This is a genomic window from Amphritea sp. 1_MG-2023 (assembly GCF_030547545.1).
Lineage (GTDB): Bacteria > Pseudomonadota > Gammaproteobacteria > Pseudomonadales > Balneatricaceae > Amphritea.
The window spans coordinates 64,710-86,815 of record NZ_JAUOQE010000018.1; the positions used below are offsets into that span (position 1 = coordinate 64,710).

The following is a 22,106-nucleotide window of genomic DNA, read 5'->3' on the forward strand; positions in this document are numbered from 1 at the left end:
CCCGGAACATTATCTTAGCGACGCAGACCGAGACGCTTGATCAGATCAGCGTAACGAGTTACATCTTTATTCTTCAAGTAATCCAGCAGCTTACGACGCTGGTTTACCATGCGGATCAGACCGCGACGAGAATGGTGGTCATGGATGTGACCTTTAAAGTGAGATTGCAGACCAACGATGTTGTGAGTCAGCAGAGCAACCTGAACTTCAGGAGAACCGGTGTCGCCTTCAACACGTGCGTATTCAGCAACGATCTCAGCTTTCTTTTCAACAGATAATGCCATTTTAAAAACTCCAAATTTAATATGCACACCACTGACTGTATAAGCGTGGTGGATTAATAGTCGCGTTGTACCGAGCATATTATCAGTGCAACGTCATATTGCCTGTGCCGCCTAAGCCACACAGACAAATCAATTATATATCCTGCGTATTCATCAAGCGACGCGGCAGTAATTGCCCATACACGTCAACTTCACCAATCCCCAGAAATTTATCACTCGCGCTATCACGAATCCGCACCAGTGGCTGCTCGTCAACGTTATCCAACATCACGCGCTGCCCCTGACAGAGAGCAAGGGTTTGAGTTGCTGATAGCAACACCTCTGGGGTATCCGCAACAGGGCTCCATGACGGTAATAATAACGTATCCAACGACATTTGTATCGCTTCTGTCGTGGCCTCACTCCCCATATCCGCTACACGTTGCTCCAATTCAGCTAAAGGCATCATCGCCTCTGCTTTATAGGGCCCCGAGTCGAGACGGCGCAGCATTTTAACATGCGCTCCGCAGCCTAGCATCTCGCCCATATCCTGCACAATTGAACGGATATAGGTGCCTTTACTACAACGAATATCGAGATCGACTTCATCACCGCGGAAATCCAGTAATTCAATACTGAATACCGTCACTTGACGGCTTTTCACCTCAATCTGAATGCCTTGACGTGCCAGTTTATACAGCGGCTGACCATTATGCTTAAGGGCCGAAAACATCGACGGCACCTGCGTAATTAAGCCCGTAAACGCCTGCTGTAATAACTCGTCGATCTGCGCGGCACTGAGGTTGTCTGGTAACGGCCGTTGTTCAACCACCTCACCATCGGCATCACTGGTATCAGTTCGCTGACCCAACTTAGCCGTGGTGATGTAGCGCTTATCGGCATTCAATAAAAACTGAGAAAACTTAGTCGCTTCACCAAAGCAAAGTGGCAGCATCCCAGTCGCGAGAGGATCCAACGCACCGGTATGACCCGCCTTCGCGGCGCCATAGATACGTTTTACAATTTGTAGCGCTCGGTTTGACGACATTCCACCCGGTTTATCGAGCAGAAATATGCCATTGACCGAGCGGCCTTTTGCCCGCCTTGCCAACGGTTATTCCCCGTCTTCCTGACCGTGTTTACCATCTGCTCGCGTTGCCTTAATGATCAGATCATTCAGGCGGCGACCACGGTCAACACTTTCATCGAAATGGAAACGTAATTGCGGCATCACCCGCAGTTTGATCTTGCTGGACAACTGCCCACGCAGGAAGCCGGCGGCATTGTTAAGAACCTTGAGGGATTCTACCACTGCCGTTGCTTCATCTTTGCCACCCATCGCCATCACGGTGATATAGATATCGGCATAGCCAAGATCTTTAGCGATCTTGACGTAGCTGATTGTCACCATGCCTAGGCGGGGGTCTTTAATTTCACGCTGAATCAACTGAGCCAAGTCCTTTTGAACCTGGTCAGATATCCGCTGTGTACGACTAAATTCTCTTGCCATAGTAGTCTATCAATGCACTCTTAAAGGGTACGCTGAACTTCAATCGTGTCGAAGACTTCGATCTGATCGCCGACCTTCACATCATTGTAGTTCTTAACACCGATACCGCATTCCATGCCCTGACGAACATCAGCCACGTTATCCTTAAAGCGACGTAGTGATTCAAGCTCACCCTCATAAATGACCACGTTTTCACGCAGTACCCGGATACGCTTGTTACGGAATACCGAACCTTCAGTCACCATACAGCCTGCAACCGCACCAATCTTCGGTGCACGGAACACATCACGTACTTCGGCGATACCCACAATCTGTTCCTTAAACTCAGGAGACAGTAGACCGGTCATGGCCAACTTAACATCATCAATGATGTCATAGATAACGCTGTAATAACGTAGTTCGATATCTTCACGCTCAACGATGGCGCGTGCCTGAGCATCCGCACGAACGTTAAAGCCGATCATGATCGAGCTAGAGGCAACCGCCAAGTTAGCATCCGTTTCAGCAATACCACCGACACCGCCGGAGACAACATTCACCTTAACTTCGTCGGTACTGAGATCCATTAACGAGCTAGTCAGCGCTTCCAAGGAACCACGAACGTCCGCTTTAATAATGATATTCAGCGTTTTGACATCACCGGCTTGCATGTTCTCAAACAGGTTCTCAAGTTTCGCCTGCTGCTGACGCTGCAGTTTAATTTCACGGTATTTACCCTGACGGAACAAGGCCACTTCTCGGGCTTTCTTCTCATTGGAGACCACGGTGAACTCATCACCCGCACCCGGTGTACCATCGAGACCCAGAATCTCTACCGGAATAGATGGCCCAGCGGTTTTAACCGGCTTACCGTTCTCATCCAGCATCGCTCTGACACGACCATACTGCAGACCAGCCAATACGATATCGCCCTGGCGTAGGGTACCATTCTGAACCAACAGTGTTGCCACAGGGCCACGACCCTTATCCAATCGGGATTCAACCACAACACCACGGCCAGACGCTTCAGGAATCGCTTTCAATTCCAACAGCTCGGCTTGCAGCAGTACCGCATCCAACAACGCATCGATACCTTCACCGGTTTTAGCCGAGACGTTAACAAACTGAACGTCACCGCCCCATTCTTCCGGCAAGACATCACGCTGCGCAAGTTCGTTTTTAACTCGCTCAGGATCAGCATCTTCTTTATCGATCTTGTTAACCGCAATGACCAACGGCACACCGGCCGACTTAGCGTGATTGACCGCTTCTTCGGTCTGCGGCATAACGCCATCATCGGCAGCAACAACCAGAATAACGATATCGGTCAACTGCGCACCACGGGCACGCATCGCGGTAAACGCTGCGTGTCCTGGAGTATCCAAGAAACTCACCATACCATGGCCGGTTTCTACGTGATAAGCACCGATATGCTGAGTAATACCACCCGACTCACCGGCAGCAACCCGTGTTTCACGAATATAATCCAGCAGCGATGTTTTACCGTGGTCAACATGGCCCATAACGGTCACAACCGGTGCACGTTCAACCTGCTCACCGGCAATATCTTCAGCCGCGCCAGCACTTTCGATCAACTGATCTTCAACCGTATTCGCCTGCATGGCGACAGCGGTATGACCCATCTCTTCAACAACCAGCGTGGCAGTGTCTTGATCAATAACAGAGTTGATGGTCGCCATCGCCCCCATTTTGAACATCACCTTAATCACGTCAGCCGCCTTAACAGACATTTTCTTCGCCAATTCAGCAACAGTAATCGACTCCGGAATGCCAACCTCATGGATAACCGGCGCCGTAGGACGCTCAAATGCTTGTACGTTAGAGCTGGTCATGCCACGTTGAGCTGGTTTGCCACGACGATTACCGTCACGCCCACTCGGCTTACGGGATAGACGCTTATCACCACCTTTACGACCGGCGGCTGGTTTATCCTGACTGCGGAAATTTTTCTCACGCGCGGGTTTGCGATCTTGCTTCGGTGCATTCGCATTCGCATTCGGCGCTGGCGTATTAGCCGCTGGCGCACCCGATCGAGGCGCGGCTGTTTTCTTCGCCGCAGGCTTGGCCATGGAAGGCTTAGAGACCGCAGCTTTAGGTTCAGACGATTTAGCCGCCTCACCATTGCTCGCACGAGCCGCTTTGGCCTTCGCTTCTGCGGCTGCTTTGGTGCGCGCTTCTTCGCGCTGCTTCTCTTGTGCAGCCTGAAGCTCGGCATCACGACGCGCTTGTGCATCGAGCTCAGCTTGTAAATTATTTGCTTTAACGCCAGCAGCGGGCGTTTCTTCAACGTCAGCACGCTTAACGTAGGTGCGTTTTTTGCGCACTTCTACATTGATAGTTTTCTTACCTGCAGCACCAGACACTTTAATCTGACTAGTGGTTTTACGCTTCAGCGTAATCTTTTTAGGTTCACCATCGGATTTTTCTCCGTGGCTACGCTTAAGATGGTTTAGCAGTTTCTGACGCTCATCTTCAGTTACTGAAGCGACTTCATTCTTTCCTGCAATACCTGCTTCTTTCATCTGCGTAAGCAAACGATCAACGGGAACGCCAACTACTTCGGCTAGCTGTTTTACTGTGACTTCTGCCATCTGGGTTTATCTCCTCCGTTGACTTATTCTTCGTCCGCAAACCATGGGGCGCGCGCAGTCATAATTAGCGCTGCAGCCTTGTCTTTATCCAGCTCATTAATATCAAGCAGGTCTTCAACCGCTTGTTCAGCTAGATCTTCCATAGTCACGATACCTTTACTGGCCAAAACATAGGCCAGATGACGCTCCATACCGTCCATCTCCAGCAGATCCTGAGCAGGCTCAACATTAAGCGCCTCCTCATTAGCCAGTTCTAGGTTGAGCAGAGCGTCTTTTGCGCGAGTGCGCAGTTCATCAACAATCTCTTCATCGAAGCCATCGATTTCGAGCATTTCATCCGCCGGTACATAAGCCACCTCTTCTAGTGAGGTAAAGCCTTCATCGACCAATATGCCCGCGATATCATCATCAACATCGAGGTGTTTGACGAACAACTCCAGAATGGAGCCTGCTTCAGACTGCTGCTTTTCAGCCGCGTCTTCTTCCGTCATCACATTCAGCTTCCAGCCGGTCAATTCAGACGCTAGACGAACATTCTGTCCGCTACGGCCGATAGCCATCGGTAAGTTTTCTTCTGCGACCGCGACATCCATCGAGCGAGAGTCTTCATCCACCACGATCGATGCGACTTCTGCCGGTGACATGGCATTAATAACCAGTTGTGCAGGGTTATCATCCCAGAGGATGATATCAACACGTTCGCCACTCAATTCATTCGATACCGCCTGAACTCGTGCACCACGCATACCCACGCACGCGCCAACCGGATCAATACGGCCATCGTTGGTTTTTACAGCGATCTTTGCACGTGAACCTGGATCTCGAGATGCCGCTCGAATCTCAATCACTTCCTCTGAGATTTCAGGCACTTCGATGCGGAACAACTCGATCAGCATCGCCGGACAGCTGCGGCTCATCGCCAATTGCGGACCACGTCCTTCGGTGCGAATCTCATTGAGTACGGCACGGACACGGTCGCCCATGCGGTAAGTTTCCCGCGGCAACAATTGATCACGAGGCAGAACCGCTTCAGCGTTATTACCCAGATCGACAATAATGTTATCTCGTGTCACTTTCTTGACGGTGCCAGAGATCAATTCGCCAACACGGCTACTATATTGAGCGACCACTTTAGCGCGTTCGGCTTCCCGCACCTTTTGCACAATAACCTGTTTCGCGGTCTGCGCAGCGATACGACCAAACTTAACCGATTCAACTTCTTCTTCGTGGATATCGCCTGGCTGAAGACTAACATCAATCTCTTCAGCTTCTTGCATGGTCAGCTCAGTCCCCAACAGAGGAACGCCTTCATTGCTGACAATAGCCCAACGACGGAATGTTTGATAATCACCCGTAGCGCGATCAATGACGACGCGGACATCCGCCTCTTCGTCGTAACGCTTCTTTGTCGCGGTTGCCAACGCCAATTCAATCGCTTCAAAGATAACCTCTTTTGAGACATCTTTTTCGTTAGATACTGCTTCTGCAACCAGTAGAATTTCTTTATTCATACAACTGCCTCAACCTCAAAATTCAATTCTTAACTCTCAGAACTGAGGAACTATGTTTGCTTTTTCAATATGGTCAATCGGCAACAGGTACTCTTCCTGATCGACAACCAGCACAATATCTTCATCTTCAATGCCACTCAGGACGCCTTTAAATCGACGGCGACCATCAAATGGCATACGCAGTTTTACCTGCAATACATGCCCGACAAACGCCTTGTACTGTTCCAGCTTAAACAGCGGACGATCCATCCCCGGCGAGGACACTTCTAATGTATATTCTCCGCTAATCGGATCTTCAACATCCAGAATACCGCTCACCTGACGGCTCACATTAGCGCAATCATCGACACCGATACCTTCTTCGGCATCGATATAGATCCGCAGCATGCTGTGACGCCCCTGAGATATCATTTCGATACCCCATAACTGATAACCGAGAGCCACCACCGATGGCTCAATCAGCTCCTGTAACACACTCAACTTTGCTGACACGCAAAAACCTCTAAACCTACTTTTTGAGCAAACAAAAAATGGGTCAAAGACCCATTCAACATACGACCTCTGAGCCGCAAGTACGAAAAAGCCCCTAAAAAGGGGCCAATCAACGTACTACTTGATCGACAATTTCAGATCATTCACTGTTCAACAGCATTCTGAAATTGGTAGCGATAACCCTTTGAAAGGTTACTATCTGCTAGGCATGACCTAAGCAGTTGATTTCACCTTCAAGAGTTACTAACGAAACTCTTTGTTTCTGATTGACCATTAAGAAATGGTAGCGGGGGCCAGATTTGAACTGACGACCTTCGGGTTATGAGCCCGACGAGCTACCAGGCTGCTCCACCCCGCATCAGAAATCGGCGAGGATTATACTCCCGCAAGCCAGCCAATTCAAGGGAACGTTACACTTGATTATTAAATAAGCACTGAAACTCTCGCATTCAGGCACACAAAACACTGTCCCGCCGAGACATCAACAAAAAACACTCATAGTGCGCTCTTTAAACAGGGTGCCGACAATGAGTCTGACCCATTGGGCGTGAAGCCTGCCGACGACGGTCCGCAGGACTTCATCGCAGATGAACTCACGCGGGACGCAGTTCCGCCGAGGCATAAACGAAAAAAAACGCTCATAGTGCGCTCTTTAAACAGGGTGCCGACAATGAGTCTGAATCATTGGGCGTGAAGCCTGCCGACGACGGTCCGCAGGACTTCATCGCAGATGAACCCACGCGGGACGCAGTCCCGCCGAGGCATAAACGAAAAAAACGCTCATAGAGCGTTTCTTTAAACAGGGTGCCGACAATGAGTCTGACCCATTGGGCGTGAAGCCTGCCGACGACGGTCCGCAGGACTTCATCGCAGATGAACCCACGCGGGACGCAGTCCCGCCGAGGCATAAACGAAAAAAAACGCTCATAGAGCGTTTCTTTAAACAGGGTGCTGACAATGAGCCTGACTCATTGGGCGTCGAAGCCTGCCGACGACGGTCCGCAGGACTTCATCGCAGATGAACCCACGCGGGACGCAGTCCTGCCGAGGCATAAACGAAAAAAAACGCTCATAGAGCGTTTCTTTAAATATGGTGCCGAAGGCGGGACTTGAACCCGCACGACCATTAGGTCACCACCCCCTCAAGATGGCGTGTCTACCAATTCCACCACTTCGGCATAAAACGAGGTTTACTCTCCAGGCGGTACGTCCGCATCACCTGTCGGTAAATTTTGCTCTTCTAGAACAGGTACTTGATCAACCTGATCTGCGGCTTGCTGAATAAGTTCTGCAGCTGGGATGCCTGCATCACCCACTGAAACCGCCTTATCTTTTGCATAAATAGCCAATATAAAACTGGTTACAAACAAAGCCGCTGCAATAATGGCGGTCATACGACTCAAAAATGAGCCAGAACCCTGACTGCCAAACACGGTCTGAGAGGCACCGGCACCAAAAGATGCACCCGCCTCAGCGCCTTTACCTTGCTGCAATAACACCAAAGCAATAATGGCGACAGCCAGCAAAACATGTACAGCAAGAACCAGAGTTTCCATCTATTTTTCCACTTACTTACGACTTTCTGTCGCCGCAGCGCAGATTGTCAGAAATTCGTCAGCTTTCAGCGATGCGCCACCAATCAAGCCACCATCAATATCTCGCTGAGCTAAAAGCTCCGCTGCATTGCCGGCATTCATACTGCCGCCATACAATATTGATAACTGATCAGCAATGTCAGCATCACATTCAGCAAGTTGCGCACGGATAGCAGCATGTACTTCCTGCGCCTGCTCCGGGGTTGCCGTCAAACCTGTACCAATAGCCCAAACAGGTTCGTATGCAATCACGACAGAGGCAAAACCTTCTATTCCTACACGTTGCAAGACTGCATCTATCTGCGCAGCCACTAGCGACAATGTCTCACCCGACTCTCGTTGCGTCAATGTTTCACCAACGCACAATATCGGTATCAAACCGGCAGACAGTGTTGCAGCAACTTTCTCAGCTACATCCTCATCCGACTCAGCGAACAGACTACGTCGCTCAGAGTGACCTAGGATAACGTATTCACAACCTAGATCTTGCAACATCGCTAATGACCATTCACCGGTAAACGCGCCGGATGGTTGCGATGAAACATTTTGCGCACCTAATGCAATCGGTGCATCACTCAATGCTTGCTTAACCTGTGATAGGTAAACAGCAGGCGGACAGACTAATGTCACTAGCCCCTCAACTGCAGGCACGCCTGAGGTGAGACTTTCCAGCAAAGTCTTAATTGACTCACTGGTTCCGTTCATTTTCCAATTTCCGGCGACTATCGTCTTACGCATGAGTTCCCCTCTGTGCAAAGCGGCGCATATAATAACGAGTTATATTATAAGTTACAAGTGATTAGAGCACTCTAATTGATAAAATATTAAAGTGCTTGCCGAACCACATCGGCTAACTCCTGACACAAGCCTTCAACCCACGCCGCATCATCGCCTTCAACCATCACTCTCACTAATGGCTCAGTTCCCGATGGCCGCAACAATACTCGTCCACGATCCCCCAGCGTCGACTCAAGCGCCATCACTGCCGATTGCACCGCCGATAGAGACAGCACATCTATCGTTTTATCATGCAACCTGACGTTAATCATCGTTTGCGGCATTTTACCCATCGCCGACTTAAGCTCATTTAGCGAACACCTCGTATCGACGATCGCTTTGAGTACCTGTAAAGCAGCAACAATACCGTCGCCGGTCGATGCCAACTGTCGACAAATCAAATGCCCCGAAGACTCGCCTCCAAGCAACCAATCCTTCTCGATCAGTTGTTCGAGCACATAGCGATCGCCCACCTGCGCTCGCACAAAGGGAATACCTGCCTGCTTCAAGCCTTGCTCTAAGCCAAAGTTACTCATCAACGTGCCGACAACACCGCCATTGAGTCGTCCCTTGTCATGTAACGCCATCGCTATAATAAACAGTAATTCATCGCCATCGACTTGCTGCCCCAGATGATCGACCATGATCAATCGATCGCCATCACCATCCAACGCGATTCCTAAATCAGCCTGACGTTCAACCACCGTCTGTTGCAATAACGCCGTTGAAGTAGCACCACAATCTTCATTGATATTAATGCCATCAGGAGATGATCCAATCTCAAATACTGACGCACCTAACTCACGAAAAACCTTCGGCGCAATATGATAGGTAGCGCCGTTGGCGCAATCAACCACGATATTCAAACCCTTCAGGCTCAAATCGCCCGACACTGTGCCTTTGCAAAACTCAATATAGCGTCCGGCCGCATCATCGATACGACGCGCCTTGCCGAGTTCCGCCGCATCAACGGTCGTCATCGCCATATCCATCTGCGCTTCTATCGCGTGCTCGACCGCATCAGGGAGCTTAGTGCCCTGCTCGGAGAAAAACTTGATACCATTATCGTAAAAAGGATTATGCGAGGCACTGATAACTATACCTGCATTACAGCGAAACGTCTGTGTTAAGTATGCAATCGCAGGGGTTGGCATTGGCCCCAGCAATAGAACATCAACGCCTGCGGCGGATAAGCCTGCTTCCAAGGCCGACTCAAACATATAGCCCGAGATACGCGTATCCTTACCGATAACAATCTTACTCCGCCCTTCCCGAGCAAACACCTTACCCGCCGCCCAGCCAAGCTTGAGCATAAAATCTGGCGTAATCGGCGCAGTACCCACTTTACCGCGGATACCATCCGTACCAAAATAACGTTTAGTCATTATCAAGCCTCCTTTCATGGAGAATAGCTTCGGTCATGCGCACCACATCTACCGTCTCTTTAACATCATGCACTCTGAAAATATGCCCACCTTGCTGTACACCGATAGCCACGGTTGCCAATCCCCCCGCTAAACGCTGATCAACCGACCGTTTGAGCACATGATCAATCATACTTTTACGCGACGTGCCGACTAACAAAGGCAAATTGAATCGCTGCAGTTGACGTAAATTATTTAACAACCGCAGATTATGTTCAACGGTTTTACCGAAGCCAAAGCCAGGATCAAGAATAATCTGATCGTTATTAATCCCGACAGCATGGCACTGCTTGATTCGCTGTTGCAAAAAGTGACCAACATCGTCGATCACATCAGCGTATGCGGGGGCATCTTGCATGGAGAGAGGGTTACCCTGCATATGCATAATACACACCGGCAGGCGCGTGGCGGCGGCCGCCTCTAGCGCGCCTTCTCGCCCTAAGGCACGCACATCATTGATCAATCCAGCCCCTAACTTGGCCGCCTCAGTCATCACCTCTGGCGCACTGGTATCAACAGAAATAATGACATCCAACTCTGCCTGAATGCGTTCAACCACCGGCAGAACCCGATCTAACTCCTCAGCTAAAGAAACCGCCGCAGCACCGGGCCGGGTTGATTCCCCACCGATATCAATAATGGTCGCGCCGTCCGCCACCATCTGTCGGGCACGCTCAACCGCTTGATCAACACAGAGCTTACGCGCTTCATACAAGGTACCGCCATCGGAGAAGGAGTCCGGCGTTACATTGACGATCCCCATCACCTGTGGGCGACTCAAATTAAGTGTACGAGAACCAAAACGATAGGCAGAAAAATCAGCCACGGTGGCGTCCTTTCGGTAGTAGTTATTAAAAAGGCCGGTCAGGGACCGGCCTTATGGCGTTTCACTCATCGATTAATGAGGTTTCTGATCTGGGGCATCAAGATCAGCATCTGGCGATGCACCATTGTTGCCATCGAGATCATCATCGTCATCAAGATCAAACGCTTCTTTTTCTGTGTTAGCCGCCGCTTCATCCGCTGCGGCTTTAGAATCAGACTCCTGCCAACCTTCAGGCGCGGTAACCGGCTGACGATCCATCAACTCATCCAACTGCTTACTATCGATGGTTTCATACTTCATCAACGCCTGCGTCATCGACTCAAGAATATCTCGGTTATCTTCCAACATTTGATAGGCTTTGGCATAACACTCATCGATAATCTTACGAGTTTCAGCATCAATTTTGCGCTGCACCTCTTCAGACATCACCTTACCCGGCTGCCCATAACCTCGGTTGAATGGATCCTGTTCTTCATCATCATATAAGATAGGCCCTAACTCATCGGTCAAGCCCCAACGAGATACCATGTTACGCGCCAAGCTAGTCGCACGTTGAATATCATTCGATGCACCGGTGGTTACACCGTCTTTACCCAAGGTCATCTCTTCAGCAATACGACCACCATACAGACTGCAAATATTAGAGATCAGTAGCTTGCGACTATGGCTATAACGATCTTCTTCAGGCAAGAACATGGTGACACCCAACGCTCGACCACGCGGAATGATCGATACTTTATAAACAGGGTCATGTTCAGGCATCAAACGACCGACAATCGCATGTCCGGATTCGTGATAAGCCGTATTCAATCGCTCTTCATAAGACATCACCATTGATTTACGCTCGGCGCCCATCATGATTTTGTCTTTGGCGCGTTCGAACTGCTCCATACTCACGGTACGCTTACTCGAGCGCGCTGCGAATAGCGCCGCCTCATTTACCAAGTTAGCGAGATCGGCACCGGAAAATCCAGGGGTACCACGAGCAATCAAATCGGCTTTCACATCATCGCCCAGCGGCACTTTCCGCATATGCACTTTCAAAATCTGCTCACGACCACGAATATCGGGCAGACCAACATGCACCTGACGGTCAAAACGACCCGGACGTAACAACGCAGGGTCAAGCACATCGGGACGGTTAGTCGCCGCAATAACGATAACGCCTTCCGTTCCTTCAAAACCATCCATCTCAACCAGCAGCTGATTCAGTGTCTGTTCCCGTTCATCATTACCACCACCCATACCCACACCACGGTGACGGCCAACGGCATCGATCTCATCGATAAAGATAATGCAGGGCGCGTTTTTCTTCGCCTGTTCGAACATATCCCGCACGCGGGATGCACCCACACCGACAAACATCTCCACAAAGTCAGAACCTGAAATAGTAAAGAACGGCACTTTAGCTTCACCGGCAATCGCTTTCGCCAACAGTGTTTTACCGGTACCGGGATTACCTGACATCAGTACACCACGGGGGATATGCCCGCCTAAGCGCTGAAATTTTCCAGGGTCACGCAAATAGTCAACCAACTCTTTGACTTCTTCCTTCGCCTCTTCGACGCCGGCCACATCCTCAAACGTGGTTTTAATCTGATCCTGCCCCATCATTCTGGCTTTAGACTTACCAAATGACATTGGCCCGCCTTTACCACCGCCGCCGCCTTGCATCTGCCGCATGAAGAACATGAAAATAGCGAGGATAATCAGTATTGGGAAACTCGCGACCAGTAACTGAGTCCACACACTCTGCTTCTCTGGCTGCTTACCTTCAATAACCACTTTATGGTTATATAGGTCGTCAACCAGCTTAGGGTCCTGCAAGGCAGGCCGCACGGTCGAGAAGCGCTCGCCATTGATTCGCTCACCCTCAATGGTATAACCATCAATCACCACACGCCGAACCTGATCGCTTTTCACTGCACTGATAAATTCAGAATAATTCAGATTCTGCGATGTGCCTTCGCTATTGAAGTTATTGAAAACGGTTAACAGCACTGCCGCGATAACCAGCCACAGTACTAAATTCTTTGCCATATCGTTCAAAGGAAAACCCTCTGTTTTCTCAAAATTAGTGTCCGTCCGAAGACAAACAAAACTACAGTAGTTATACCGTGTTGACTATATCAAGGACGATAATTTCGTCCAATCAAATAAACTTCTCGCGAACGGGCCCTCGAGGAGTCCGGTTTACGGGTATATACCTTAGTAAAGCTGCTGCGCATATCGTTCATATATTCGTCAAATCCTTCACCCTGAAAAACCTTGGCGACAAAATCACCCCCGGGCTTCAACACCTGACGAGCCATATCCAACGCCAACTCAACTAGGTACATCGCCGCCGGCTGATCAACAGCACTCATACCACTCATATTGGGGGCCATATCTGAAATTACAAGGTCTGCTAGCTCATCACCTAACGTTTCAAGGATTTCATTGAGCACGGACTCCTCGGTAAAGTCCCCCTGAACGAACTGTACACCGGGTAGCGGATCCATATCGAGAATATCCGATGATACGACTCGACCGGTATCGCCAACCAGCTCTGCCGCTACCTGAGACCAACCTCCCGGTGCCGCCCCCAGATCCATCAATGTCATACCCGGACGAATCAGTTTATCTTTTTCATTCAATTCCAGTAGTTTAAAACTCGCTCTCGAGCGATAGCCTAGCTCTCTAGACTTTTTCACATACTGATCGTCGAAGTGTTCTTGCAGCCAACGACCGCTGCTTTTTGATCTTGCCACCCACAACCCCATTCGGAATTTGAGTCAATGTCTACTTTCTGCACACTAACTCAGGTAAAATCGGTTTATTATGATTCTGAGCGGGTCTTCCGCTCCAAAATTCAAAGGTCAAGTATTTTAGTATGAGCTTAACCCCTACGCAAAAGAAGCAGTTTCGAACGATCGGCCACGGTCTTAACCCCATCATCACTGTCGCCGGTAACGGCCTCAGTGAAAACATTTTACTGGAAGCCGATCGCGCTCTGGAAGACCACGAGCTCATCAAAATAAAATTTGCTGTGGGCGACCGCGAAGCGAAGAAACAATTGATCAGTGAAATGGCCCAAATTGTCGAAGCAACCATCGTTCAAGAGATCGGTAATGTTGCTTTGCTGTATCGCGCAGCGAAAACGCCAGATCCAAAACTGTCCAACCTGTTACGTTAATGTAGCCGGAACAGATCAACAACAAAAAAACCGCCCTAAGGCGGTTTTTTTATCCTATTGCATCAGATATGGTGCACCTGATCAATTTCATACTCTACGCCGCCGCCAGGGGTCTGCACAACAGCGATATCGCCTTCTTCTTTACCAATCAATGCACGGGCTATCGGAGAACTAATAGAGATTTTACCCCCTTTAATGTCCGCCTCATCATCACCGACGATTTGATAGCTAACCGTGTCGTCAGTATCCAAGTTAATCAGATCGACGGTGGTACCGAAAATCACTTTTCCTGAATGTGGAATCTGAGAGACATCGATCACCTGAGCCGAACCTAACTTCCCTTCGAGCTCCTGAATTCGCCCCTCAATAAAGCCCTGTTGCTCTCGTGCCGCATGATATTCGGCGTTTTCTTTCAGATCGCCATGTTCACGCGCCTCAGCGATAGAAGCAATCACTGTAGGACGCTGAACAGTTTTCAGATCATCGAGTTCATCACGTAAGGCTTTTTCACCACCCACGGTCATTGGAAACTTTTGCATATTATTACTATTCCTTAATGAAGGTCTTGCAAACGACGTACGGTTTTTTCTTCACCATATTGCATCGCTTTGATCATCGCCTCAGCGCCCGCCAGCGTCGTACTGTAAGGTACTTTATGCTGCAGAGCAGAGCGACGAATTTCAGCGGAGTCAGCAATCGCCTTACGTCCTTCCGTGGTATTGATAACGTAAACAATTTCGTCGTTCTTCAACATATCGACGATGTTCGGACGACCTTCCATCACTTTATTAACAAGTTGTACTTCGAGGCCATCCTGCTTCAGCAAGTCAGCCGTGCCACGAGTCGCGACGAGCGTGAAGCCTAAACCAACGAGATCACGAGCAACCGGCAGCACATTCTGTTTATCAACATCGCGCACGGAGATGAATGCTTTACCGGTTGCCGGCATTTTCTCACCCGCCCCCAGCTGTGCTTTCATGAACGCTTCACCAAAGGTTTCACCCACACCCATCACTTCACCGGTAGACTTCATTTCCGGCGACAAAATAGGGTCGACTCCCTGAAACTTATTGAACGGGAATACGGCTTCTTTAACGTTATACAACGTGGGCACGATCTCTTCTGTAAAACCGATCTCTTTCAGTGTTTTACCAGTCATAACCTGAGCACCAACTTTGGCCAGAGAGACACCGATACACTTAGAAACAAACGGCACCGTACGCGATGCACGCGGATTCACTTCAATAACATAGACTTCGCCGTCTTGATAGGCTAACTGAGTATTCATCAGCCCCACAACACCCAACTCTAACGCCATCTTACGTACCATATCCCGCATCTTATCTTGCAGCTCATCGGAGAGACTGTAAGGAGGCAGAGAGCATGCTGAGTCACCGGAGTGAACACCGGCTTGCTCGATATGTTGCATAATGGCACCGATCACAACGGTCTCGCCATCACACACCGCATCGATATCCACCTCGATCGCCGCATTGAGGAAGTGATCCAATAGCACGGGAGCATCGTGAGAAACTTTCACCGCCGTGGTCATGTATTGACGTAATTCAGATTCCTTGTAAACGATCTCCATCGCCCGACCACCCAACACATAGGATGGACGCACAACCAGCGGATAACCCAGCTTGTCCGCTTCAATAATCGCTTCTTCCAGCGAACGCACAGTCGCATTCTCTGGCTGCTTTAAGCCCAAACGCTTAAGCATCTGCTGAAACTGCTCGCGGTCTTCCGCACGGTCAATCGCTTCCGGTGAGGTACCAATAATCGGCACGCCCGCTTGCTCGAGCGCCAATGCCAATTTCAATGGCGTTTGACCACCATACTGCACGATGACGCCTTTAGGCTTCTCCAGATCAACGATTTCTAACACATCTTCTAGTGTGATCGGTTCAAAATACAAACGATCAGATGTATCGTAATCTGTCGATACGGTTTCCGGATTACAGTTAACCATGATGGTTTCATAACCGTCTTCTCGAGCCGCTAACGCCGCATGAACACAGCAATAGTCAAACTCGATACCCTGACCAATACGGTTAGGCCCGCCACCAATGACCATAATTTTATCGCGCTCAGACGGATTCGCCTCGCACTCTTCCTCATAGGTTGAGTACATATACGCGGTATCGGTCGAAAACTCAGCCGCACAGGTATCCACTCGCTTAAATACCGGACGGATATTGAACTTATGACGCTGTTTGCGTACTTGTTTTTCAGACACGCCTAACAAGGCGGCTAAACGAGTATCCGAGAAACCTTTACGCTTCAGACGGTACAGTTCGGTGCTATCCAATTCAGACAGGGTCATATTAGACACCCGCTGTTCATCTTTAATCAGATCTTCAACCTGCACCAAGAACCAATGATCAATACCGGAGAGCTCATACAGCTCTTCAACGGTCATACCTAAGCGGAAAGCATCACCCAAATACCAGATACGTTCGGCGCCCGGCTGTTTCATCTCGTGAATGATTTCAGCCCGCGCATCCTCACTCTGCAGATCAACAATAGGATCTAATCCAGACGCACCGACCTCTAGCCCACGCAACGCCTTCTGCAGTGATTCCTGCTGCGTACGACCAATCGCCATCACCTCACCGACAGACTTCATCTGCGTGGTTAAACGATCATTTGCTTGTGGAAACTTCTCGAAAGTAAAGCGCGGTATCTTAGTGACAACATAATCGATCGCAGGCTCAAATGATGCCGGGGTCGCGCCACCGGTAATATCATTTTGCAACTCATCTAGGGTATAACCAACCGCTAGCTTGGCAGCCACTTTAGCAATCGGGAAGCCCGTGGCTTTTGAAGCCAACGCCGATGAACGTGATACTCGTGGGTTCATCTCGATGATGACAAAACGACCGGTTTCGGGGCACTGACCAAACTGTACGTTAGACCCACCCGTTTCAACACCAATTTCACGTAACACTGCCAATGAGGCATCACGCATCCACTGATATTCTTTATCCGTCAGTGTTTGAGCCGGCGCAACAGTGATGGAGTCACCGGTATGCACACCCATGGCATCGAAGTTTTCGATTGAGCAGATGATGATACAGTTGTCGTTTTTATCACGCACAACCTCCATCTCATACTCTTTCCAGCCGATCAGGGATTCGTCAATCAACAGTTCGCTCGTGGGCGATAAATCTAAGCCACGCTCACAAATTTCAATAAACTCTTCTTTGTTATAGGCAATACCCCCACCGGTTCCGCCCATCGTAAAAGAGGGACGAATAATGGAAGGGAAGCCCAAGCGAGATTGCACCTGCAACGCCTCTTCCATGCTATGCGCAATGGCAGCACGAGGACATTCCAAGCCAATCGATTTCATCGCTTTATCGAATCGATCACGGTCTTCCGCTTTATCAATCGTATCGGCATTAGCACCGATCATCTCGACGCCAAACTGCTCAAGCACACCTTCGCGCTCAAGATCGAGGGCACAGTTCAGCGCAGTTTGACCACCCATCGTTGGCAGCAGAGCATCAGGACGCTCTTGCTCAATAATCTTGGCAACCGTTTTCCACTGAATAGGCTCAATGTAAGTGGCATCAGCCATCGCCGGATCAGTCATAATAGTGGCTGGGTTAGAGTTAACCAGAATGACGCGATAGCCCTCTTCACGCAGGGCTTTACAGGCCTGGGCTCCGGAGTAATCAAACTCACAGGCCTGACCGATAACGATAGGACCCGCACCGAGGATCAGAATACTTTGTATGTCCGTACGTTTTGGCATGTGTAAACAACCGATCGAAAATGTTAATTCGTTGAAAGCTGCCCGCCGCTAGCTCACGGGCAGTCCGTATATAGCTTAAGTCAGGCTCTTAGGCCTTGCGCGCTTCGATATCGCGAATAAAGCGATCGAACAACGGCGCCACGTCTCGCGGCCCAGGACTCGCCTCAGGGTGCCCCTGAAAACTAAAGGCTGCACGATCTGTGCGTTCAATACCCTGCAGGGAACCATCAAACAACGATTTATGTGTCGCTCGCAACGTTGCTGGCAAACTCTCTTCGTCAACCGCGAAACCATGATTCTGACTGGTAATCATAACCTGTTTATTAGCCAGATCTTGTACCGGATGGTTCGCGCCATGATGACCAAACTTCATCTTCAGGGTCTGCGCACCAGACGCCAGCGCCAATAATTGATGTCCTAAGCAGATACCAAAAACCGGCAAATCGGTTTCACAGATCGCCTGAATCGCTTCAATTGCATAATCGCAGGGTTCCGGGTCACCGGGTCCGTTGGACAGAAACACACCATCAGGCTGCAGTGCTAGCACCTCAGCGGCGGTGGTTTTCGCAGGCACAACCGTGAGACGACAACCACGCTCAACCAGCATCCGCAGAATATTGCGCTTAACACCGAAATCATAAGCCACGACATGATGTGGCAGCTCGGTGTCAGCCCGCTCTTGATGCCCTTCGACAGGATCCCATGTGCTTGATGTCCATGGATAGGCCGCTGAAGTAGTCACCTCTTTTGCCAAATCCATACCTTTCAAACCAGGAAAGGCCTTAGCCGACTCAAGCCCTTGAGCTTCATCGATATCGCCCGCCATCACGCAGCCGCTCAATGAACCTTTCTCACGTAGAATACGTGTTAGTCGACGGGTATCAATATCCGCGATACCAACAATATTATTCGCTTTCAGGTATTCATCCAGACTCTGTTCGCTACGCCAGTTGCTGGCGATCAGCGGCAGATCACGGATCACAAGACCTGCAACCCATGTTTGAGAGGATTCTTCATCCTCTTTATTCGTTCCCACGTTACCGATGTGTGGATAGGTCAGGGTCACTATCTGACGAGCATACGATGGATCCGTCAGAATCTCCTGATAACCAGTCATAGAAGTATTAAACACAACTTCTCCGCTAGACTGGCCATCCGCGCCAATCGCTACTCCCCGGAAGATACTACCGTCCTCAAGGGCCAGAATGGCTGGTCTTGTCAAAATTAACCTCCCCGCTTAGCGCGAAAATCTAAACAGAATTAATAAACTGTAAGTTGCAAAAAAGCGAGGCAGAACAAAATGCCCACCTCGCTTTTTTATAGAGAATTCATATTGTGCATTTCTAGGATGCAAATCGGCGATATTTTAATCCATCTCGCTTAGCTTGTCTATGTAAGCCGACCTCCCATTATGAGTATCAACAGAAAATCCTGAAACATGCCCGTAACAAAAAAGACATATAAATGGAGGCTTTAAAATATTCGATGCTGTGAACAATGAAAATATCTCAAATTAATCTAATGGCGGCGGCCATCTTACTGCTTGTTGTAAGCGTCATGGCCTGCCTAATGTTTTGGTCGCTGGAGCGTTTAAATAACAGTTTCGATCAAACTCGAAGCTATCAACAGCTTAAGCTAGAGATTGATACCAAGGTCACCCGCCCAATTCTGATTTACCTTAGCTCAGGCGAAGCCTCACTGCTGAGTGAAATTGATAACGCCCTTATTCAGCTCATACGTCAGGATGTCCGCGTAAAAGCGCTAACTGATAACGGGATACCCGCCGTAGAGAACACGCTAACCGAGCTACAATCGGTTGCTTTGTTGCAGTTACGCGCAGCAGGAAAATTACGTCAGCCTCAAGAACTATTAATTAACAATGAGCGCGAAATTCTGAGCAATATCAGTCTATTGAACGATTACGCGAACAAAGGCGCTCAACAGCAACCACAATTACAGCAACGCTATATAGCGATTCTCAACAAGATAAGCCCGCTGATACCTGAACTCGCTCACAGCCGACAACACTTTTTTACCGCCGCACACCCCAACAGAAGCGACGTTGAGCGACGCTTGCACTCATTAGCCAGTATCGCTAATAAGCTAAGCGAATTGCCCCGCTTTAATATCTACGAAGCAACGGAAGCCGATGATTCTTTAGCCGCCTTACTAGGCAACAACAGCGTCGATACCGACCGCCCACGCAGCGAACTCGGCGAGCTGTATACCCAGGAACTCAGCAACCTTATCAGACGTTATCCCAAAGAGCTGACTAATATCGAGAAAATTTATGCGCGCAAAGCCACCACTATCGCCAACACAACCGCATTGATTGATCAGCTCAATAACCACTTACAGGAAAATCAAAACCGCCTGCAAACACATTACGATGCCACTGATCAACTGGTCAATATATTGCTTATTGTCAGCCTCTCATTAATCATCTTCATTGGCTTGATCATGAGCCTTCTCAATACCAAGCTTAGCCGCATCATCAGTGGAACCTGCCAACAATTAGATGCTCTCGCTAACGGTCGGTTAACTCAGGAGGACAGGAAAACCAGTCGCATCATCGAAATCGAGATACTCGAAAGCTCCATCGCTAGCCTGCGAGACTACTTCACCGCACTGATCGATAAAATTAATACAGAAAGCACGACCCTCGATCAGCTAGGCAAAAACCTCAATAACAGCTCCGACACCTTAACCCGCATCGTTAGCAAGCAACAGCTTTCAACCGAGCAGGCCTCTGTACAGATTCAGCAACTCAGCTGCTCTTACCAAGAAGTCGCCAAAAATGCGGTTAAAACCTCAGAAGCTACGCGAAAAGCGACAGAAACCGCCGTTCATGGTGTAACCGAAATGCAAAACACTCGGGAAAGCATACGCCAACTGGAAACAGAAGCAGAGGCGACCAACCTGACACTGCAGCAGTTGAAAGATGACGGCAAAGAGATTGGCTCGGCGCTTAACGTTATTCAGAACTTTGCAGCACAAACCAATTTACTTGCGCTTAATGCCGCAATTGAAGCCGCCCGCGCGGGCAATAGTGGCCGAGGCTTTGCCGTTGTTGCCGATGAAGTACGCTCCTTAGCGCTAAATACCGCCACAGCCGCTGACAATATCGGCGTCATTATCAATAAACTCAATGGAGCTATCGATCAGATGGCTAATAAAGTAGAGCTCCAAGCAGAGTGCGTACATAACACCGTCACACTGGCAGAAAATGCCCGACAAAGTGTTGAACAGATCCGCATATCGATTAATGAGATAGACAGCATGAGCAGCATGATTGCCTCGGCAACCGAGGAGCAATCGACTGTCACCAATCAAATCTCCGACGTCATTAATATGACCTTAGAGCACTCACAGGAATCCGCCTTGGAAGCCGAAAACAACAAACAACATGCACGTCAGGTTGATCATACGAGCAACAGCTTGATGCAACTATTACAACAATTTAAACAGAGACAGTAACAGCAAAACTATTTGTTGCTAAGGTAATGCAGAACAGCCGATGGATATAGTACAACCGATAACTGTCCTGCCGTTATTGCTTGCCGAGCACCTCGTCCGGCGCTTTAGCGCGATACAACGCAACTTATAATTGGTCACCGGCAAAACTGTACGCTATTCAACAAGCATGACAGTCATAACCCTGGGTTCGAGGGTAGGATGATCGGCGCTCCCCAGACAACCATCTCAGCATAAAAATAAAAGAGGTTTCGCGCTACGCTTTTTCGAATCTCAGACAAGCGCAGCGTTCGAACCTAGGATAATAACTTTTATCGCCACGAGGGCGTGGCTCCTTGTACAGATTATCCGCTATTACAGCATTGGCGAAGGGTATGGTGAGTTCGGCGAACCGCACCGGTGGTGTGGATAGAATACCCACCCGGCCTTGTAGCGAGCGACGCCCTCGTCGCGATAAACACGTTCACACACCAAAACACATCGCCACGGGGGCGTGGCTCCTACACCTGATTGATACGCTTTTTCGGACCTCGGACCACGGCCTATATCGCCACGAGGGCGTGACTCCTACACCTGATTGATACGCTTTTTCGAACGACGGACAGCGGCTTTTAAGGCCGTATAACGAAACAGCCCCGATCAAGCGAACAATCGGCTTGAGGTGCCCAAAGGGCATGCTACGTCGACCACATAAACACGCTCATGCCA

At 49.4% G+C, this 22,106-nt stretch carries 17 protein-coding genes and 2 tRNA genes; 2 read left to right on the top strand and 17 right to left on the bottom strand.

The genetic code is table 11. From position 1 onward, the window contains the following. Window positions 1-14 precede the first annotated feature (14 nt). From rpsO to rlmE, 14 genes are all read right to left on the bottom strand, one after another. Window positions 15-284 carry a 30S ribosomal protein S15 gene (rpsO, locus tag Q4488_RS11080; RefSeq protein WP_303580536.1) on the bottom strand — a complete coding sequence of 90 codons (270 nt, stop codon included), beginning with the start codon at window positions 282-284 and terminating at the stop codon, window positions 15-17. 133 nt (window positions 285-417) lie between these two features. Further along, on the bottom strand, window positions 418-1,374 hold the full coding sequence (gene truB, locus Q4488_RS11085) for a tRNA pseudouridine(55) synthase TruB (RefSeq protein ID WP_303580537.1): 957 nt from the start codon (window positions 1,372-1,374) through the stop codon (window positions 418-420). A 3-nt stretch (window positions 1,375-1,377) separates the two neighbouring features. Next, complete coding sequence (gene rbfA, locus Q4488_RS11090) at window positions 1,378-1,773, bottom strand: 30S ribosome-binding factor RbfA (RefSeq protein ID WP_303580538.1); 396 nt, start codon at window positions 1,771-1,773, stop codon at window positions 1,378-1,380. Window positions 1,774-1,793: 20 nt separating this feature from the next. Next, complete coding sequence (gene infB, locus Q4488_RS11095) at window positions 1,794-4,364, bottom strand: translation initiation factor IF-2 (protein ID WP_303580539.1); 2,571 nt, start codon at window positions 4,362-4,364, stop codon at window positions 1,794-1,796. Between the two features lie 23 nt (window positions 4,365-4,387). Next, window positions 4,388-5,875, bottom strand: a complete 1,488-nt coding sequence (gene nusA / locus Q4488_RS11100) for a transcription termination factor NusA (protein ID WP_303580540.1) — start codon at window positions 5,873-5,875, stop codon at window positions 4,388-4,390. A 36-nt stretch (window positions 5,876-5,911) separates the two neighbouring features. Beyond that, a complete protein-coding gene (gene rimP, locus Q4488_RS11105) occupies window positions 5,912-6,367 on the bottom strand; it encodes a ribosome maturation factor RimP (protein WP_303580541.1) in 456 nt (151 codons plus the stop codon). Window positions 6,368-6,648: 281 nt separating this feature from the next. Further along, window positions 6,649-6,725 (bottom strand) — tRNA-Met (locus Q4488_RS11110). Window positions 6,726-7,458: 733 nt separating this feature from the next. After that, window positions 7,459-7,545, bottom strand: a tRNA-Leu gene (locus Q4488_RS11115). A gap of 12 nt (window positions 7,546-7,557) precedes the next feature. After that, window positions 7,558-7,923, bottom strand: coding sequence for a preprotein translocase subunit SecG (gene secG, locus Q4488_RS11120; protein ID WP_303580542.1), 366 nt, complete (start codon window positions 7,921-7,923; stop codon window positions 7,558-7,560). A gap of 12 nt (window positions 7,924-7,935) precedes the next feature. After that, window positions 7,936-8,700 carry a triose-phosphate isomerase gene (gene tpiA, locus Q4488_RS11125; RefSeq protein WP_303580543.1) on the bottom strand — a complete coding sequence of 255 codons (765 nt, stop codon included), beginning with the start codon at window positions 8,698-8,700 and terminating at the stop codon, window positions 7,936-7,938. Window positions 8,701-8,786: 86 nt separating this feature from the next. Beyond that, complete coding sequence (gene glmM, locus Q4488_RS11130) at window positions 8,787-10,124, bottom strand: phosphoglucosamine mutase (RefSeq protein ID WP_303580544.1); 1,338 nt, start codon at window positions 10,122-10,124, stop codon at window positions 8,787-8,789. Continuing rightward, on the bottom strand, window positions 10,117-10,989 hold the full coding sequence (gene folP, locus Q4488_RS11135; RefSeq protein WP_303580545.1) for a dihydropteroate synthase: 873 nt from the start codon (window positions 10,987-10,989) through the stop codon (window positions 10,117-10,119). Before folP ends, glmM begins: the two co-directional genes overlap by 8 nt. Window positions 10,990-11,061: 72 nt before the next feature. Further along, window positions 11,062-13,029 (bottom strand): ATP-dependent zinc metalloprotease FtsH, encoded by a 1,968-nt coding sequence (ftsH, locus tag Q4488_RS11140; protein ID WP_303580546.1) that lies wholly within the window; start codon window positions 13,027-13,029, stop codon window positions 11,062-11,064. Between the two features lie 89 nt (window positions 13,030-13,118). Continuing rightward, window positions 13,119-13,739: a 23S rRNA (uridine(2552)-2'-O)-methyltransferase RlmE gene (gene rlmE / locus Q4488_RS11145; RefSeq protein ID WP_303580547.1), complete on the bottom strand. Its 621-nt coding sequence runs from the start codon at window positions 13,737-13,739 to the stop codon at window positions 13,119-13,121. Between the two features lie 122 nt (window positions 13,740-13,861). On the opposite strand from rlmE, the gene Q4488_RS11150 reads away from it, so the two are divergent. Continuing rightward, a complete protein-coding gene (locus Q4488_RS11150) occupies window positions 13,862-14,164 on the top strand; it encodes a YhbY family RNA-binding protein (protein ID WP_303580548.1) in 303 nt (100 codons plus the stop codon). Window positions 14,165-14,226: 62 nt separating this feature from the next. Here Q4488_RS11150 and greA read toward each other — a convergent pair whose 3' ends face one another. The 3 genes from greA to carA form a co-directional block, all read right to left on the bottom strand. Continuing rightward, window positions 14,227-14,703 (bottom strand): transcription elongation factor GreA, encoded by a 477-nt coding sequence (gene greA / locus Q4488_RS11155; protein ID WP_303580549.1) that lies wholly within the window; start codon window positions 14,701-14,703, stop codon window positions 14,227-14,229. Window positions 14,704-14,717: 14 nt separating this feature from the next. Then, window positions 14,718-17,924, bottom strand: a complete 3,207-nt coding sequence (gene carB, locus Q4488_RS11160; RefSeq protein ID WP_303580550.1) for a carbamoyl-phosphate synthase large subunit — start codon at window positions 17,922-17,924, stop codon at window positions 14,718-14,720. 88 nt (window positions 17,925-18,012) lie between these two features. Then, on the bottom strand, window positions 18,013-19,146 hold the full coding sequence (carA, locus tag Q4488_RS11165; RefSeq protein ID WP_303580551.1) for a glutamine-hydrolyzing carbamoyl-phosphate synthase small subunit: 1,134 nt from the start codon (window positions 19,144-19,146) through the stop codon (window positions 18,013-18,015). A gap of 275 nt (window positions 19,147-19,421) precedes the next feature. On the opposite strand from carA, the gene Q4488_RS11170 reads away from it, so the two are divergent. Beyond that, complete coding sequence (locus Q4488_RS11170; protein WP_303580552.1) at window positions 19,422-21,401, top strand: methyl-accepting chemotaxis protein; 1,980 nt, start codon at window positions 19,422-19,424, stop codon at window positions 21,399-21,401. The last annotated feature ends 705 nt before the right edge of the window (window positions 21,402-22,106 follow it).

Coding starts and splice junctions, on each gene's coding strand:
- rpsO (WP_303580536.1), bottom strand. CDS start 284: ATGGCATTATCTGTTGAAAAGAAAGCTGAGATCGTTGCTGAATACGCA.
- rbfA (WP_303580538.1), bottom strand. CDS start 1,773: ATGGCAAGAGAATTTAGTCGTACACAGCGGATATCTGACCAGGTTCAA.
- infB (WP_303580539.1), bottom strand. CDS start 4,364: ATGGCAGAAGTCACAGTAAAACAGCTAGCCGAAGTAGTTGGCGTTCCC.
- nusA (WP_303580540.1), bottom strand. CDS start 5,875: ATGAATAAAGAAATTCTACTGGTTGCAGAAGCAGTATCTAACGAAAAA.
- secG (WP_303580542.1), bottom strand. CDS start 7,923: ATGGAAACTCTGGTTCTTGCTGTACATGTTTTGCTGGCTGTCGCCATT.
- tpiA (WP_303580543.1), bottom strand. CDS start 8,700: ATGCGTAAGACGATAGTCGCCGGAAATTGGAAAATGAACGGAACCAGT.
- glmM (WP_303580544.1), bottom strand. CDS start 10,124: ATGACTAAACGTTATTTTGGTACGGATGGTATCCGCGGTAAAGTGGGT.
- ftsH (WP_303580546.1), bottom strand. CDS start 13,029: ATGGCAAAGAATTTAGTACTGTGGCTGGTTATCGCGGCAGTGCTGTTA.
- Q4488_RS11150 (WP_303580548.1), top strand. CDS start 13,862: ATGAGCTTAACCCCTACGCAAAAGAAGCAGTTTCGAACGATCGGCCAC.
- greA (WP_303580549.1), bottom strand. CDS start 14,703: ATGCAAAAGTTTCCAATGACCGTGGGTGGTGAAAAAGCCTTACGTGAT.
- carB (WP_303580550.1), bottom strand. CDS start 17,924: ATGCCAAAACGTACGGACATACAAAGTATTCTGATCCTCGGTGCGGGT.
- Q4488_RS11170 (WP_303580552.1), top strand. CDS start 19,422: ATGAAAATATCTCAAATTAATCTAATGGCGGCGGCCATCTTACTGCTT.